This window comes from Aureitalea sp. L0-47 (assembly GCF_026126405.1).
In the GTDB taxonomy this organism is placed as follows: domain Bacteria; phylum Bacteroidota; class Bacteroidia; order Flavobacteriales; family Flavobacteriaceae; genus Pukyongia.
Genome location: NZ_JAFMTQ010000024.1, coordinates 1 through 16,342 on the forward strand (window position 1 = coordinate 1; position 16,342 = coordinate 16,342).

13 protein-coding genes and 1 tRNA gene are annotated in these 16,342 nt (G+C 43.9%); 6 read left to right on the forward strand and 8 right to left on the reverse strand.

All coding sequences use genetic code 11. The annotated features are described in order from the left end of the window. On the reverse strand, positions 1-2,450 hold a 2,450-nt coding region (locus J1N09_RS14990), incomplete at its 3' end, for a proprotein convertase P-domain-containing protein (RefSeq protein ID WP_265201095.1). A 289-nt stretch (positions 2,451-2,739) separates the two neighbouring features. Between J1N09_RS14990 and J1N09_RS14995 the strand changes: the two genes are divergently transcribed. Next, positions 2,740-6,036, forward strand: coding sequence for a VCBS repeat-containing protein (locus tag J1N09_RS14995; RefSeq protein WP_265201096.1), 3,297 nt, complete (start codon positions 2,740-2,742; stop codon positions 6,034-6,036). Here J1N09_RS14995 and J1N09_RS15000 read toward each other — a convergent pair whose 3' ends face one another. The 4 genes from J1N09_RS15000 to J1N09_RS15015 form a co-directional block, all read right to left on the reverse strand. Further along, positions 6,037-6,705: a uracil-DNA glycosylase family protein gene (locus tag J1N09_RS15000; RefSeq protein ID WP_265201097.1), complete on the reverse strand. Its 669-nt coding sequence runs from the start codon at positions 6,703-6,705 to the stop codon at positions 6,037-6,039. It abuts the gene before it with no gap. Next, the gene (yaaA, locus tag J1N09_RS15005) at positions 6,705-7,463 is read right to left on the reverse strand and encodes a peroxide stress protein YaaA (RefSeq protein WP_265201098.1); all 759 of its coding nucleotides are present in this window, start codon (positions 7,461-7,463) and stop codon (positions 6,705-6,707) included. Before yaaA ends, J1N09_RS15000 begins: the two co-directional genes overlap by 1 nt. An 89-nt stretch (positions 7,464-7,552) precedes the next feature. Beyond that, the gene (locus J1N09_RS15010) at positions 7,553-8,599 is read right to left on the reverse strand and encodes an RluA family pseudouridine synthase (RefSeq protein ID WP_414826856.1); all 1,047 of its coding nucleotides are present in this window, start codon (positions 8,597-8,599) and stop codon (positions 7,553-7,555) included. Continuing rightward, on the reverse strand, positions 8,577-9,203 hold the full coding sequence (locus tag J1N09_RS15015; protein ID WP_265201099.1) for a PASTA domain-containing protein: 627 nt from the start codon (positions 9,201-9,203) through the stop codon (positions 8,577-8,579). The genes J1N09_RS15010 and J1N09_RS15015 overlap by 23 nt, the downstream gene beginning before the upstream one ends. A 97-nt stretch (positions 9,204-9,300) precedes the next feature. Here J1N09_RS15015 and J1N09_RS15020 point away from each other — a divergent pair, with 97 nt between their 5' ends. The 3 genes from J1N09_RS15020 to J1N09_RS15030 are packed head-to-tail and all read left to right on the forward strand — an operon-like array spanning position 9,301 to position 11,552. Then, positions 9,301-10,284 (forward strand): D-alanine--D-alanine ligase, encoded by a 984-nt coding sequence (locus J1N09_RS15020; RefSeq protein ID WP_265201100.1) that lies wholly within the window; start codon positions 9,301-9,303, stop codon positions 10,282-10,284. A gap of 12 nt (positions 10,285-10,296) precedes the next feature. Further along, a complete protein-coding gene (gene coaD / locus J1N09_RS15025) occupies positions 10,297-10,749 on the forward strand; it encodes a pantetheine-phosphate adenylyltransferase (RefSeq protein WP_265201101.1) in 453 nt (150 codons plus the stop codon). Positions 10,750-10,787: 38 nt separating this feature from the next. After that, on the forward strand, positions 10,788-11,552 hold the full coding sequence (locus J1N09_RS15030) for an SOS response-associated peptidase (RefSeq protein WP_265201102.1): 765 nt from the start codon (positions 10,788-10,790) through the stop codon (positions 11,550-11,552). A gap of 89 nt (positions 11,553-11,641) precedes the next feature. Here J1N09_RS15030 and rpsT read toward each other — a convergent pair whose 3' ends face one another. The 3 genes from rpsT to proS all read right to left on the reverse strand — a co-directional run bounded on the left by rpsT (position 11,642) and on the right by proS (position 13,532). Continuing rightward, a complete protein-coding gene (rpsT, locus tag J1N09_RS15035; protein WP_265201103.1) occupies positions 11,642-11,890 on the reverse strand; it encodes a 30S ribosomal protein S20 in 249 nt (82 codons plus the stop codon). A 19-nt stretch (positions 11,891-11,909) separates the two neighbouring features. Then, a tRNA-Glu gene (locus J1N09_RS15040) sits at positions 11,910-11,981 on the reverse strand. A gap of 75 nt (positions 11,982-12,056) precedes the next feature. Further along, complete coding sequence (gene proS, locus J1N09_RS15045) at positions 12,057-13,532, reverse strand: proline--tRNA ligase (protein ID WP_265201104.1); 1,476 nt, start codon at positions 13,530-13,532, stop codon at positions 12,057-12,059. Positions 13,533-13,633: 101 nt separating this feature from the next. Here proS and J1N09_RS15050 point away from each other — a divergent pair, with 101 nt between their 5' ends. Continuing rightward, on the forward strand, positions 13,634-14,674 hold the full coding sequence (locus tag J1N09_RS15050) for a hypothetical protein (protein ID WP_265201105.1): 1,041 nt from the start codon (positions 13,634-13,636) through the stop codon (positions 14,672-14,674). A 28-nt stretch (positions 14,675-14,702) separates the two neighbouring features. Continuing rightward, the gene (locus J1N09_RS15055) at positions 14,703-16,226 is read left to right on the forward strand and encodes an OmpP1/FadL family transporter (RefSeq protein ID WP_265201106.1); all 1,524 of its coding nucleotides are present in this window, start codon (positions 14,703-14,705) and stop codon (positions 16,224-16,226) included. The last annotated feature ends 116 nt before the right edge of the window (positions 16,227-16,342 follow it).

Consider the following 16,342-nt stretch of genomic DNA (forward strand, 5'->3'; position numbering starts at 1 on the left):
TGGAAGGTAGTTCCTGAGAACGGATATCCTTTACCGGCTCCTTCTAAGAACTCGATATTGGCATCCGAAGCAAAGACATTACCTGTGGCCGTACCGTTGGTATAGTTAAATCCACCTGTAGAGAAATCCGTTGGTGTTACATAGAACGCGTGGGTCTCTCCCGCAGGGATAGTATATCCTAACGTAAGGTTCAATGGTGTTTCTACACCATCTCCGTTGGAAACAACTCCAGGAGCTGTTCCAATAAGCGTCCAGGCAGCCGGGTTGTCTTCCGAACCTACCCAGGTTCCTGACTTGGCGTATACCTCTACATCGAAGGTAGCACCTGTATCACCGTGAATATCGAAGGACTGGATAGTCACATCGTTCAGGGCGTTGATATCGAACATGTTTCCGAAGTTACCATTACCACCGGCCAGTGTAGTAGGCAGGCTAAATGGTGTTGGAGCTCCTGTTCCACCCGTGATGGTCACACCACCAGGGCCACAGTTGTCGTTAAATCCTGTAACTAACATGGTAGCTGGTACTGAAGCCATACCGTTGGCATCAAGCACGATGTCAAGAGGAACACCTACACCGTCATAGTCGTAGTTAAGCGTCCAGGCGTTAAGCATTCCCGTGTCACCACCGGCATTATCAGAAACAGTAAGGATCCAGTCTCCGTTCACATCTTCCCCGTCGAAGGCCGAAAGTGCCTCATTTGGAGTAAAGGAACCGGTGATCGGTGATCCTGTACACTCATCTTCGATTGGCAATGTAGCCTCATCGTCAAGAGTTACAAGCAGGTCGTTATTAGAACATCCGAAGCCAGTTCCAGTATAACCCATTCTGTCGATAAGCGTTATTGATGTACCTGCTGGAGATTCCAGGGTAACAATAAGGTCACCTACCCAGGTGTGCTCAATATCAAGATCTACATTCATGTCTTGTAGTGTACCTGATTCCGGAACAGTGATCGTGGTTGAAACACCAGCCGGATCATTATCAGGAATAGGAACTACGGTTGTATCACCAGCAGATCCTGCAACAGTTCCTGCAGAACCTACACAACTTACCGTTGGAGCTTCTACGTCGTTTACTATAATATCCATAGTACAGCTAGCCATATTACCACCCTGGTCTGTATACGTCCAGGTTACCGTGGTCGTTCCAACAGGATAGAAGTCGGAAGCATCATCTGTACCGTTAAAGTCGTTTGTAAGGGTAGCACCCATTGCGATTCCAACACCCGAGTAATTTGTAGTGAGTTGATAGAATCCATCAGGGAAAGCTCCGCCACATAAATTATCATCAACTGCTGCATTTTCCTGCAGAACAAATGTAAGGTCAGGACCAAAAGTACTGATCCATCCATTCCATGTGGCCTGGTCTACGTCGAAACTTCTATTGATCACAGCACATTGTGAAGTACCGCACTCAAAGAATACTTGTGATCCGTCAGGACCCTCAAGATCGAAACACTCGGAAGAAGCCGAACCAAAATCTCCCTGGTGGGTGATGTTAATAGTTACCATTGCATCGGTAGTACTGGTCATCCCTGTTAAGGTGACCGGAGTATCTATTAATCCGGCTACGTTATGATTAAGAGCTACCTGACCAGTGTCTCCACTTACAGGAGCACCCCCGGCACAGTTGTCCATGATCGTTGGCTGAGGAACCGTTACGTTGGCTCCACAAACACCCATATCGTTGTCTACCGTGATATCCGCAGGACAAGTTAGCGAGGGTGCCTGGTTGTCAACCACTGTTACTGTGAATTGACATGAGGTCGATTCATTAGGAGCATCGTCATTGGTAGCAGTGAACTCCACGATAGTATCACCTAAGGGGAAAGGAGTTCCCGAAGCAGGACCCATTGTTTGAACAACTGTTACAGATCCTCCTCCCGGATCGATAGCAACAGCATCCGAGAAATTCGGTACGCCCGTACACTCGCCTGGAGAGGTGTTGATCATAATGTCGGCAGGACACATGATAATTGGTGCGTTGGGATCAACTTGAGGTGGTAAACCACTCACAGTTAGTTCGAAAGGACCGTTTTGCCCTCCAAATCCATGTACCAAGACATAATAAGTAGAAGAACCATCCGTCATGAAAGAGACCTGGGATTGCAATCCACACGTATCATCGTTACCTGTCACACAGGTAAACGCCCCACAACTGCCTGTATACACAGAAATCTTCGAGTCGTAAAACGTATTGCCGTTACAGGTATTGATAGTAACCATAGAACCGGTTCCGCTACCGTCTACAAATGTGTAATACACTCCCGGTGAGGTAGAGGAAGTTCCGCAAAAAGGAACAGCCTCAGTTGCGGCACCTACTGTCGTACCCGGGATAACACCATCGCCTGTAATCGCAATAGCATTTGCACAAGTATCATTAGCAGGCTGAGCAAATGCCAAACCGCTAATGAACATTGCCATTAGTAATAATGTAATTCTTTTCATAATTAAACTTAAATTGGTTAAAGTTTTTAAAAATACGTTAATAAAATCAAAATGTCCAAAAAATAGAAAGAAAAAGTCGATTTAATCGATTAAGCGCTAAAACCTCTGTTTTTTCTGGACTTTTGAAGTTTTCTGAGAAGCTGAGATCAACTTCAGAATTACGTAGTTTGTTAAAATTTTTAGAGTTATTCCCGTTTCAGACTACTTACTAAAATTATAAGGAGTCCTTCGACCACATATTCCCCAATTTTCTATATTTGAATTCACATCACTAAATACAACTCAAGTTATGCAGAAACTTCTCTCCTATATATTTACTGCTGTCGCAATAGTTGGTTGTTCAAATTCTGAAAAAACAAAAACCGGCGGTTATACAGATGATGCTACAACCTTATTCTCGAAAGTTTCCAGTATGGAGTCTGGGATAGATTTTAAAAATGAGATTAGACAGACGATAGAGTTCAATTTCATGAACTATATGTACATATATACAGGTGCAGGAGTAGCCATAGGGGATATTGACAACGATGGCCTTGAAGATATTTATTTCGCTTCGAACTTTGATTCCAACGCACTCTTTAAAAATGAAGGAAACCTGAAATTTAAAGACATTACGGCAAGCTCGAACACTGCCGATACAGGTGGTTTCTCTACCGGAGTTACTATGCTTGATGTGAATAATGACGGATGGTTGGATATTTATGTATGTAAAGCGGGCTCACTAGGCAATGATGAATTGCGACGAAACCGCCTATTCGTAAACCAGAAAGACGGAAGTTTCAAGGAAGAGGCCAGGTCTTGGGGACTAGACGATCCGGGCTATTCCACTCAGGCCTATACCCTGGATTTCGACAAGGACGGTGATCTTGATATCTACCTCGTTAATCACAGATATGATTTTATCAATAACGCCAAAATAAGTAGTGAGATCCAAAGGGCTGTGGAGGAGGTTACAAGCGACCAACTTTACAGGAATGATGGGAATAAATTTACCAAGGTAACACAGCAGGCAGGCCTTGTGAATAAAGCCTGGGGGCTGAGTGCGGTGGTTTCCGACTTCAACGAGGATGGCTGGGAGGACATTTATATTGCCAACGACTTCCTGGAGCCCGACGTGATGTATATCAATCAGAAAGACGGGACCTTCAAAGACGAGGTCCTTACCAGGCTCGATCATATTTCCACCAACAGTATGGGATCAGATTATGCAGACCTGAATAATGACCTGTACCCTGATCTGATTTCGGTAGATATGCTTTCCGAAAATTATGCGCGAAGCAAAGAAAATATGGCGTCCATGAGCACCTCAAATTTTGAGCAAATGGTACGCGTTGGTTATCACCATGCCTACATGGCAAATATGCTCCATGTCAATACCGGAAGCGGGCAGTTCAAAGAAACCTCCCAAATGAGTGGTATCACCAAAACAGACTGGAGCTGGGCACCGCTTATCGCCGATTTTGATAATGATGGCTTTAAAGACCTGTTCGTAACTAATGGTGTAGACAGAGATTACACTAACCAGGATGCCCGGGCGAAACTCTACGAGATCATGAGAAGCGGAAAGTCTATGCAGCTGCAGGCTGTTTTGGACATGATACCTACAGAAAGAATCGATAATTACATCTTCAAGAACAACGGGGATCTTACTTTTTCAAAAAAGATAAAAGAATGGGGACTGGAAGATCCTGGCTATTCAAACGGGGCCGCGTTTGCCGACCTGGATAATGATGGTGACCTCGATCTCGTTACCAACAATCTGTACGACAATGCAGGAGTCTATCGAAACAATTCCAACAATAATTACCTCCAGCTGAAGCTGGAAGGCAGCCCACAAAATCAATTGGCGATCGGGGCGAAAGTTTACTTAAAAACCCAAGGCTCTCAACAAATCCAGGAACAATATATCACCCGAGGTTTCGAGTCCTCCGTCTCACCCGTCATTCACTTCGGGTTGGGAAATAATACATCTTCAGGCGAGGTTATCGTGGAGTGGCCGGATAATAAGATAAGTCGGTTAGCTAACGTTTCAATAAATAAAAGACATACTGTTTCCTATGAACAGGCCATAGCGGCTTCAGAAAAAATAAGATCCGGCACAAGCTTAAAACAATCTTTAAATAATCAAGGGCTAGGAATTGATTATAAGCACAATGAGAATGCCTTCAACGATTTCAGCCTGCAACTATTGATCCCCCAAAAACAATCCACCAAAGGAACGGGAATTGTTACTGCGGATGTGAACGGTGATGACCTGGATGACTTTTTCGTTGGAAATGCAGCCGGGGCGGCGGCAGCCTTGTACATTCAGCAAGAGAATGGAACGTTTATGAAATCCAGTGAATCCTTGTTCGAAGCTGAAGCGAAATTTGAAGACGCTAATGCGCTGTTCTTAGATTCCGATAACGACGGCGATCTGGACCTGTATGTGGTGAGTGCAGGGTACGAACTACCGGAAAACAGTCCGCTACTCCAGGACAGGCTGTACCTGAATAATGGTTCAGGTGAATTCAGTCGGGCAACTTCCTCGCTCCCAAAAATGCTTGCGTCAGGAAAAGCAGTGGTCACTGCCGATTATGACGGTGATGGCGATACGGATATTTTTGTTGGAGGAAATGTCGTGCCAGGGAAGTACCCGGTAACTCCAAGATCCTACCTGCTGATGAACGAAGGTGGTAAATTTATCGATATATCCGGAACTAACGAATCCCTTATGAATATTGGCATGGTCTCCGATGCGACCTTCACGGATTACGATGGCGATGATGATATGGACCTTCTTGTTGTAGGGGAATGGATGAAACCTACTTTCTTCAGAAATGATGAAGGAGTTTTTACCAGGGATGACCAGGTAGGCGGACTGGACAACACCGAGGGTTGGTGGTTTAGCGTTACCGCAGCCGATTTCGATGGGGATGGCGATGATGATTATATGCTTGGAAACCTGGGCAAGAACAATAAATTCCAGCCAAGTAGTAAAAAACCACTTTACATTTATGCAAAGGATTTTGACGATAACGAAAGTTTCGATGTTGCACTTAGCAAGATCAATGATGGTAAACTAGTACCTGTAAGGGGAAAAGAATGTAGCTCTGAACAGAATCCTTTCTTGCTGGATAAGATACAATCGTACAAGGAATTTGCCAGCCTCGATATGAATCAGATCTATGGTGAGGAATCCCTTGAGGAAGCTCTAAAACTTGTTGTTCACACTTTCGGATCGGCGTACATGGAAAACCTGGGTGACGGTGGATTTGCAATTACCGAACTTCCCATGGAAGCACAAGTAGGCCCAACACTTTCGATGGTCTCGGAGGATTTCAATAAAGACGGTAAGGTCGATATTATGGGAATTGGTGCCATCTATGATGCAGAGGTGGAAACTATTCGTTATGACAGTAACTACGGCTATGTATTGTTAGGTGATGGTAAAGGTGGATTTACACACAGTAAAATCTATGATCCATTTGTTGACAGTGACGCCAAAGACATAACGCAAATTACAATCGACGGAACTCAATATTTCATGGTGGTAAGTAATAATGCGCCACTGGAGATCTTCTCATTCGAATCTCCATCTGGCTAGTTATTCACTTCTGAAATGTTTTGAGTACTGCATCACCCGAAAATCTATAGTGTTCTTTTCCGGGAAATCCGCTTTCATTTGTTTATAGGCCGAAAGACTTCCAACTGCACGATTGGCGGCACCACTGGGTGCAATTAATGAAACAGTTCGTATGGTTCTTCCGGATTTCGGAAGTCGGAATTCATGAATTCTCGGGATATCGTTCGAAACCATTTTCAATTCGATATTGTAGTTTCTTATAAGTTTCCGAAAAAAATATTCGGGACCGTTTTTGCTGTTACCTCCAGTGAAAAGAAGCGTGTGAATTGTTGACACATTCTCCAGTTCCGAAACAAGATCGCGAAGTTTTGCATTTTGCATTCCCAGGTCACTCGCGTCTATCTTTTCCCTGAATGCACTCTCCACAATGTCACAAATGCCAATTTTATGGTGTATCAAAAACTGCTTGCGCTCTTCCACTGCCTGAGCAGTGGTCTCGTAGGATAAATTCAAATTGAAGATCTTGTCCAGAATAGGCCACAATTGCCCATCTCTGCTTCCGTAGCAGAAATCGACATCCCCTTCCTTTAATTCGCGGGTAGTAAAACGCGGTGGAGGTAAGGTCCCAACAATAAGTTTCTCCGTATTTTCAGGTATAAATGGAGGGTATGGATGCGCGTGAAGGAACACTACCGAATAAAGACAAGTTCGTCTTCGGTAGACATAGGTTCACTGTAGTGATAACCTTCGTAGTCGAAACCTTTCAAATCGTCAACAGTAGTACATTCATTATCGATGATATATCGCGTCATGTAGCCTCTGGCTAATTTTGCAAAGGTCATAATGGTCTTGTACTCACCATTCTTGAAGTCTTTGAAAGTACAGGTTATCACAGGAACTTTTAATGTTTTTTTATCTATTGCCTTGAAGTATTCGTTGCTGGCAAGATTCACAAACACTTCTCCCTCAGAGATCTCTTCGTTCAAAGTATCAGTGATCTTTTTACGCCAGAATTCGTATAGATTCTTCTTCACTCCTACCGGAATTTTGGTCCCCATTTCGAGTCGGTAAGGTTGCATTAGATCCAGTGGTTTCAATATCCCATACAATCCGGACAAGATCTTGAGTGTGTCCTGCATATAGGCTATTTTTTCCTTCGGAAGCGTATACACATCGATACCACGATATACGTCTCCGCTGAAAGCATAAACGGCCGGCCTGGCATTTTCAGAAGTGAATGGAAGACTCCATTCCTGATTCCTTTCGTAATTGAGTTGCGCCAGGTTTTCAGAAATACTCATTAACTTTTTCAAACTTCGAGGTGACTTTTTCTTCAGTAGTTTATTGAGTCGTTCCGCTTCAGAAAGAAAACAGGCTTCCGTCTCAAGTGGCGTAGGTATCTTAGATTCGAAATCAAGTGATTTAGCAGGTGATATTACAACTTTCATACAATTGTTTTATTTATTCAAAAATACGAAGAAATCCCGCCGGGAGAAAGAAAATCGATTTCAAGAATCAATCTAGTGATCACTAAAAATTATTCAATCACATGCTTCGAATAATTCCTCCATTTATCGAGGCATTGCTCCATATCTTCGGGTACTGGAGCTTCAAATTTCAACCATTCTCCCGAAGTAGGGTGTTCAAATCCCAGTGTGCGGGCGTGCAAGGCTTGTCTAGGAAGTACCCTGAAGCAATTCTCTACAAACTGTTTGTATTTACTGAAATGGGTTCCTTTCAGGATAGAATCCCCTCCGTAGCGCTCATCGTTGAATAACGTGTGGCCAATGTGTTTCAAATGCACCCGGATCTGGTGAGTTCTTCCTGTTTCCAATCGGCAAGAAAGTAGAGTAACATAACCTAATCTTTCCAGTACTTTGAAGTGAGTTACCGCTGGTTTCCCTTTTTCAGCGTCATCACCCTCATAAACCGTATTTTGGAGTCGGTTCTTGGGATGCCTCCCTATGTTTCCTTCAATTGTTCCTGAATCATCATCCACATTCCCCCAAACCAGGGCAACGTACTCGCGTTCGGTAGTTTTATTAAAGAACTGCTTAGACAAGTGTGTCATCGCTTCCTCTGTCTTGGCAATAACCAGTAAGCCACTGGTATCCTTATCGATCCTATGAACCAAACCAGGCCTGTTACTGCTGTTCTGAGGTAAATTCTCAAAGTGAAAAATAAGTGCGTTTATGAGTGTCCCACTGTAGTTTCCATGACCCGGGTGGACTACCATACCCGCCGGTTTATTTACAACAACTACCGCTTCATCTTCATGAACAATATCGAGTGGAATATCTTCGGGAGTAAGCAGGAATTCGTAAGGAGGATGTTCAAATAAGACCTGGACAACATCACCGGCCTTTACTTTATAGTTCTGTTTAACCGGGTTTTCGTTAACGTGAATGTTTCCGTCTTTTGCCGCTTTCTGGATCTTGTTCCGGGTAGCATTCTCGATCTTGTTCATCAGGTATTTATCCACCCTGAGCGGTTGCTGGCCCTTGTCGGCTACAAATCGAAAATGTTCGTAAAGATCGTCATTACCCGAAGGCTCCAGATCGTTATTGGCTTTCTCCTCCATCATTATTCTCTTCAGCTGTTCCTTCTTCGGAATTATCCTCTGCGTTGCGGTTAAGGCTACCGGAACCGTCACCCAGAATAAGGTCGATCACAGCAGTTTTAGGCAGTTCCTCGCCCGGTTCTATTCTTGAGCCTTTATGACGCAATTCCAATACTTCATCTTTCGCGATATAAGGCCTGAAGCTGATCTTCCCTATCTCAAATCCCATATTCAATAGCGTAGGTTCTGCCTGTCGGCGAGTTTTACCCACCACGGGGGGAATTTTTATTTTTCGGTAACCGGAAGGGTTTAGGTAGAGGTAGATCTTCCTGTTTTCCTTTACGAAATTTCCTGCCCTTGGAATTTGATCAATTACCGAATACCTAGGGTAATCCGGGTTATAATTTGCCGAATCCAGAATTTCAAACGTAAGGTCCAGTTCATCTAACTGTTCCTCCACTACATCCAACTGTAATTTCGCCAGGTCAGGAACTTCTATCTTCTGACCATGATTGGTAGTAGCTCGTAACCACCACAGTACGATAAATACCAGGATAACAAGCGCCAGAAGGGCAAATAGTAACTGTTTGAGAAAGGCCTTGGTGGTTAGAAATTTCAGAAAGGTCATACGCTGTGGGTTAGAAGGCAAAAATAGTAAACCTAAAGTTAGTAACTTCTTAGAGATTAGTGATATTTTTGTTAAACGCACATTTTACAAAAATGGTATGTCAAAGATACGTGTAGCGGTCGCAATGGGTGGTTATTCCAGTGAAGTCGATATCTCATTACAAAGTGGTGATATCGTTTGTAAAGAGTTGGACAAAGGTAAATACGAGGTAATTCCGGTCCACATTCTCAAGGATGGCTGGTATTTTTTGGACGATGGTGGAAATAAGAACAGCATAGATAAATCAGATTTCAGTTTTACACTGAATGGTGAAAAGGTCATTCCCGATATTGTTTTCAATACTATTCATGGCACCCCTGGTGAAGACGGCTACATGGCCGCATACTGGGATCTCATGGGGATCCCTCAAACCAGTACGGGGTTTTACCAGGCGGCATTGAGCTTTAACAAGCGTGATTGCCTTTCGGTTCTTAAACACTTCGGAATCCATTGTGCTAATTCCTACTACCTGAATAAAGGCAGCCATCCCGACCTCGAGGCGATCATTAAAACCATTGGTTTTCCATGTTTTGTCAAGCCGAACCGGGCAGGATCCAGTTTCGGAATCAGCAAAGTAAATGAAATGGAAGACCTCCAACCCGCCATCGACAAGGCTTTTGAAGAGGACCGCGAGATCATTATTGAAACAGCGATAAACGGAACCGAAGTTTCTGTAGGCGTATATCGTGAAAAGGGTGAGATAAGAGCACTGCCGGTTACTGAGATCGTTTCTGAAAATGAATTCTTCGATTACGAAGCGAAATACATGGGTAAATCACAGGAGATCACGCCCGCGCGAATTTCAGAAGAAGAAACCGAGGCCGTGCAACTGGAGGCGATGAAGGTTTATAATTTACTGAATATGGAAGGGGTAACACGCTCCGATTTCATTATTCAGGAAGGAGTTCCGTTTTTTATTGAGACAAATACTACCCCTGGGCTCTCGGCCGAAAGTATCGTTCCCAAGATGGCTCGAGAGGCAGGAATGACCTTAACTGAATTTTTCGGAATTCTGGTTGACGAAGCATTATCCAAAAAATAGTACCTTTAAATTATGAGAAAAGCTGTATTTCCGGGTTCTTTCGATCCCATTACCCTGGGACACGTGGATATCATTGAACGCGCCCTTCCACTTTTCGATGAGATTATTGTGGCTATTGGGATCAATGCTGAAAAGAAGTATATGTGGACCCTGGACGAACGTAAGGCTTTTCTCGAAAAGACCTTTGCTCCTCAGCCGAAAATTCGCATTGCCACCTATACAGGTCTAACTGCTGATTTCTGTAAAGAGCAAAATGCCGGTTACATCTTGCGGGGACTACGAAATTCCCTGGATTTCTCATACGAAAAATCGATCGCACAATCGAATGCGAATCTGGCCGGGATCGAAAGTGTTTTTATCATCAGTTCTCCCGTTACCTCACATATTTCTTCCACCATTGTGAGGGATATCGCCAGGCACGGAGGCGATTATAGCGGTTTTGTTCCGAAAGCGGTTTCAAAATAATCAGGACGCCAAGCATTGGTTTAAATCTTTACCTGTCCATGTGTTACGATATAAAAGCAAGTCTGGAAGCACAGCTCAGCAAAGCCAAACGACGTGGTGATCTGCAGGCGATCGAAGAGATCAAACGGAAACTAGTACCGTATACGGACCTGCCTATTCATCACGCCTCAGGTTTTAGTCATCCGAAACTGCTTATTTATCCCGACCGTTCTCCGGATTACCCGGAAGTTGCTACCTGGGGATTGGTACCACATTGGGTAAAGGACAGGGAACATCTAAAGAAGTTTTGGAACAATACACTGAATGCGCGGGGTGAAACTATTTTCGAGAAGCCTTCGTTCCGAAATTCAGCACGAAACAAACGCTGCCTCATCTATGTGGATGGTTTTTACGAGCATCATCACTACAAGGGTAAAACTTATCCTTTCTTCGTGCATCACATAGATAATACACCTATAGTGCTAGCCGGACTATGGAGTGAATGGCGGGATGAGGAAAGCGGGGAGTTACTGGTTAGTTTCAGTATTGTTACTACGGAAGGAAACGAACTACTTACCAAAATTCACAACAATCCCAAATTACAAGGCCCCAGGATGCCGCTAATAATACCTCAAGAGATCGAAGACAGGTGGCTTGATCCCCTAGATGACGAATTGGATATTAAGGCAATACAGCAATTGATCAGAAGCTACCCGAATGACGTTCTGGAAGCCTATACGGTTCGAAGATTAAGAGGAAAGGAATATATAGGGAATGTGGAGGCCGTTTCGGAACCTTTCGAATACGAAGAGCTTGAGTTCTAAGAAGCCTGGAATAGTTGTACTTCAGAACAAGACATAAAAAAACGTCTTCAGAAAACTGAAGACGTTTGCTGTTTACTGTAATTTTTGTCTTACAGAGAAGCGACGTGCTTGGTAAGTTTCGACTTGATGTTAGCTGCTTTGTTATCATGAATGATATTGCGCTTTGCTAACTTATCAATCATAGAAACAACCTCCGGAAGAAATTTCTCCGCGTCCTTCTTCTTCATCTCTTTTAGCTTCTTCACAGCGTTACGCGTCGTTTTATGCTGGTAACGATTGCGCAAACGCTTAGTTTCGCTGTTTCTGATTCTCTTTAATGCTGACTTATGATTCGCCATCTTCTCGTTATTAAATTTGTAGCCCGTAGGGGAATCGAACCCCTGTTACCAGGATGAAAACCTGGCGTCCTAACCCCTAGACGAACGGGCCGTTAGTTTCAATTGCGGATGCAAAAATACAACTATTTTTGAATGGCACAAGTCTTCCCAATATTTTTTTGAGAAATTAGTAAGCCCTTGCAAACAAGACCTTTCTCGCCGATGGGTTACCCGTAACCATGCAGTTTCCGGGTTCATTGTTATCATCTAAAGGAATACAACGTATGGTAGCCTTGGTTTCATTCTTCACTCGTTCTTCTGTGGCTGCTGTTCCATCCCAATGCGCCAGAATAAATCCTCCCTTTTCGTCTAACACTTTTTTAAATTCGTCATAAGAATCCACTTCAGTAGTATTATTACTTCTGAAATCAATCGCCTTTTTGTACAAATTCTCCTGAATTTCCTCCATCAAGGCTTCCACCTTGGTTACAACATCTTCCTTTGGAATAAACTCCTTGGTTAGTGTATCCCGCCTCGCTAACTCAACGGTTCCTTTTTCTACATCTTTAGGTCCGATAGCAATCCGAACCGGCACTCCTTTCAGCTCGTATTCATTGAATTTCCACCCTGGCTTATGCGTATCCCTGTTGTCGTACTTTACCCGAATGCCCTTAGCGCGCAACTTCGTCATCAGGTCATTTGCCACTTCACTCACCGCATCGAACTGTTCGTCATTTCGGTAAATGGGCACAATCACTACCTGGTCAGGTGCAAGTTTCGGCGGCAGCACCAATCCGTTGTCGTCACTATGCGTCATTATCAACGCACCCATAAGTCGGGTAGAAACTCCCCATGAAGTAGCCCAAACATAATCGAGACCACCTTCTTTATCTGCAAACTTCACATCAAATGCCTTTGCGAAATTCTGACCCAGGAAGTGAGAAGTTCCAGCTTGTAGTGCTTTTCCATCCTGCATCAGGGCTTCTATACAATAGGTTTCAAGAGCACCGGCAAAGCGTTCACTTTCGGTCTTTAAACCTTTGATCACGGGCACCGCCATATGGTTTTCAACGAAATCCGCATACACATTCATCATTTGTTCGGCCTCGGCAATTGCTTCCGCTTCAGTTGCATGGGCGGTATGTCCTTCCTGCCAGAGGAATTCAGAAGTACGAAGGAAAAGACGCGTACGCATCTCCCACCGAACCACATTCGCCCATTGGTTCACCAGTATAGGAAGGTCCCTGTAAGATTGTATCCACTTTCTATAAGTATCCCAAATGATGGTTTCCGAAGTGGGCCTCACAATGAGTTCCTCTTCTAGCTTGGCATCCGGATCAACTACTATGCCTTTACCACTCTCATCATTTTTAAGACGATAATGTGTTACCACAGCACATTCTTTTGCAAATCCATCCACATGGCTCGCTTCCTTGCTGAAATAAGACTTCGGAATAAATAATGGAAAGTAAGCATTCTGGTGCCCAGTCTCCTTGAACATCCGATCCAGCTCTGCCTGCATCTTTTCCCAGATCGCAAAACCATACGGCTTGATCACCATGCATCCTCTTACACCCGACATTTCGGCCATATCGGCCTTGATTACGAGCTCATTATACCATTTTGAATAGTCCTCTTCACGAGTGGTCAAATTCTTAGCCATACACCAAAGTTTGGCACAAATGTTGTGCCTTTGTTAAATAAATAGTAGTTCTCGGCAAAACTAACTATTTTTATAAAGTAGAACAATTAAATCCTGCAGTTATGCAAACCAAGATACACGCTATGAAAAATACATTATCCATTCTGGTTGCAGGGGTGTTTGCGTTTACGCTAACTTCCTGTGGAACCTACAACAACGGTTATGGCGATACTGACGGAATCTACACTTCTGAATCCTCTACTACCACTAGTGAAGAAGGAGCGCAGACTACCGATAAATCAAATTACTACAGACAATACTTCGAGACCAAGCAAAATGACTTTTCGAATCTTCCCGAAGAGGATTTGGTGTTTACAGACATCGAAGCCTATTCTTCCAGAGACACTTTGGATGAGAACGGTGAGATCGTGATCATGGAACCCGAGTACAACGACGGTTATGGCGGTTGGGGTGATAACACTACCGACATCTCAGTTAACATCTATGGCAACGCTGGCTTAGGCTGGGGTTGGGGTGGTAACTGGGGCTGGGGCTGGGCCAATCCTTACTGGGGTTGGGGCGGTTACTGGGGCTGGGCCAATCCTTACTGGGGTTGGGGCTGGAACGCCGGCTGGGGCTGGGGAGGCTACTGGGGCTGGGGAGGCTACTGGGGCTGGGCCAATCCTTACTGGGGTTGGGGTGGCTACGCCGGATGGTATGGAGGCCACTACGGTTACAACAATATAGCCTATAACAGAGGTCGAAGAAATACTTCTTACTATAACGGCAGAAGTTCCTATAACAGACGAGCCTACAATTCAGGTCGGACAAGAGCGAGCTCGAGCCGCGGAAACTATTCCCGAAGCGAGTTCAACAGGAGATCGACTTACAGGCGAAATAATGTGAATGCTCAACGTCGAGGTACTAATTCCGTTTATCGAAATAGGAATACTAACTCGCGGAGCAGTTCAACCAGACCTAATTACAACACCCAAAGACGTTCTACAAGACCGAGTGTGAATAGAAATTCCACTAGACGTTCTAATAGTTCGTTCAGAAGTTCAGGAGGCTCAAGATCATCCGGATCATTTAGAAGTTCCGGTGGTGGAAGATCTTCATCAGGATCCAGAGGTGGCGGAGGCCGCAGAGGTGGACGCGGATAGAAACAATTACACTTATTAATTTTTCAATATGAAAAGAATATATTTCTTACTCATAGCAGGCTTCGTTATGACCTGTTCAACTGCACAAAACATAACCGACGGCTTGCGCTACGGAGTGGATCGCACAACGGGTACAGCCAGGTATACCGCAATGAGTGGGGCATTTGGAGCGCTTGGCGGAGACCTATCAGCTATTGGGATTAATCCCGCAAGTAGTGCCATTTTCCTGGCCAATGATGTTTCTGTAACTCTTGGTGTGCTGGACCGCGAAAACAATTCTGTTTACTTCGGAACTGAAGCACGCGGAATCGATACTGATGTAGACATAAATCAAGCAGGAGCTGTTTTTGTTTTCCTCAATCCGAATGAAGGATCCGATTGGAAAAAATTTACCATAGGCCTTAACTACAACAATACCAATAATTTGGACGATGATACCTTCATACGGGGAAACGGAAACACTTCCATAGGACAATATTTCCTTACTCTTGCGCAGGGAGTGCCATTAGAGTTACTTGAACTACAAGGAGGTGAATCTATTTCCGACCTGTATTCGTTTTTAGGAGAAACTGAAGGAGTTGCCGCCCAAAATGCCTTCCTCGGCTATCAGGGTTTTATTTTCGACCCTGTAGATCCCATGAATCCAGGGAATACTCAGTACACTTCCAATATCGCTCCGGGAAGGTTCAGCCAGGAGTTTTACGATGCTTCGGAAGGATGGGTTGGGAAATACACAATTAATTTCGGGGCACAATATACTGAAGACCTTTACTTCGGAATCAACCTGAATTTCCATTCTATCGATTATTTCAACAGCAATTATCTGTTTGAATCCAATTCAAACCAGGGAAGCCTTGTGAACCAGGTGGAATTCGAGAATAATCTGTCCGCTCTAGGAAATGGTTTCTCGGCACAGATCGGTGGTATTTATAAGATTTCAAACGAATTCAGATTAGGATTCACATACGATACCCCTACCTGGTATGAGATTTCGGAAGAAACCACTCAATACCTGCGCACAGTGCGAACTGAAGACGGACAACCAATAACCACGGTGGTTAACCCGAATGTGCTTAACGTTTTCGCAGATTACGAACTCCGAACACCGGGAAGAATTGCAGCTAGTGCTGCTTATGTTTTTGGACAGCAGGGTCTCATAAGTGTAGATTACTCGTATAAAGATTACTCTCAAACGGAATTTTCATCCGACTTCGGAAGTGGAGATTTCACTCCGCTCAATACAGCAATTGATAATGTGCTGAAAGGAGCCTCTTCAATAAAAGTAGGTGGTGAATACAGAATAGATGAGCTTAGCCTCAGGGCTGGTATGCAATATGAGGAAAGTCCTTATGAAAATGAAATAACGGTTGGAGACCTCACAGGGTTTTCTTTGGGATTAGGATATGATTTTGGTGATTATAATTTTGATCTGGCGTATTCCAGGCTTCAGCAGGATAGAAATCAACAATTATTTGATGTTGGACTCACCAGCACGTCCATGGTCGAAACAACATTCAACAATATAATATTTACATTGGGTGTAAACTTGTAAATATTGTTCTACTTAAAATGGAAAAGCCACTCGTTTGAGTGGCTTTTCTATGGTTTATTTCTGAAGTATTATCTCTTTAGGGTAAAGTGTCCTTTAAACTCCTTTCGGACCTCTTC

Excerpts from the sequence above, each read along its gene's own strand:
- J1N09_RS15050 (WP_265201105.1), top strand. The coding sequence starts at position 13,634 with ATGCAAACCAAGATACACGCTATGAAAAATACATTATCCATTCTGGTT.
- J1N09_RS15010 (WP_414826856.1), bottom strand. The coding sequence starts at position 8,599 with ATGATGGAGGAGAAAGCCAATAACGATCTGGAGCCTTCGGGTAATGAC.
- J1N09_RS15020 (WP_265201100.1), top strand. The coding sequence starts at position 9,301 with ATGTCAAAGATACGTGTAGCGGTCGCAATGGGTGGTTATTCCAGTGAA.
- J1N09_RS14995 (WP_265201096.1), top strand. The coding sequence starts at position 2,740 with ATGCAGAAACTTCTCTCCTATATATTTACTGCTGTCGCAATAGTTGGT.
- J1N09_RS15055 (WP_265201106.1), top strand. The coding sequence starts at position 14,703 with ATGAAAAGAATATATTTCTTACTCATAGCAGGCTTCGTTATGACCTGT.
- J1N09_RS15015 (WP_265201099.1), bottom strand. The coding sequence starts at position 9,203 with ATGACCTTTCTGAAATTTCTAACCACCAAGGCCTTTCTCAAACAGTTA.
- yaaA (WP_265201098.1), bottom strand. The coding sequence starts at position 7,463 with ATGAAAGTTGTAATATCACCTGCTAAATCACTTGATTTCGAATCTAAG.
- rpsT (WP_265201103.1), bottom strand. The coding sequence starts at position 11,890 with ATGGCGAATCATAAGTCAGCATTAAAGAGAATCAGAAACAGCGAAACT.
- coaD (WP_265201101.1), top strand. The coding sequence starts at position 10,297 with ATGAGAAAAGCTGTATTTCCGGGTTCTTTCGATCCCATTACCCTGGGA.
- J1N09_RS15030 (WP_265201102.1), top strand. The coding sequence starts at position 10,788 with ATGTGTTACGATATAAAAGCAAGTCTGGAAGCACAGCTCAGCAAAGCC.
- proS (WP_265201104.1), bottom strand. The coding sequence starts at position 13,532 with ATGGCTAAGAATTTGACCACTCGTGAAGAGGACTATTCAAAATGGTAT.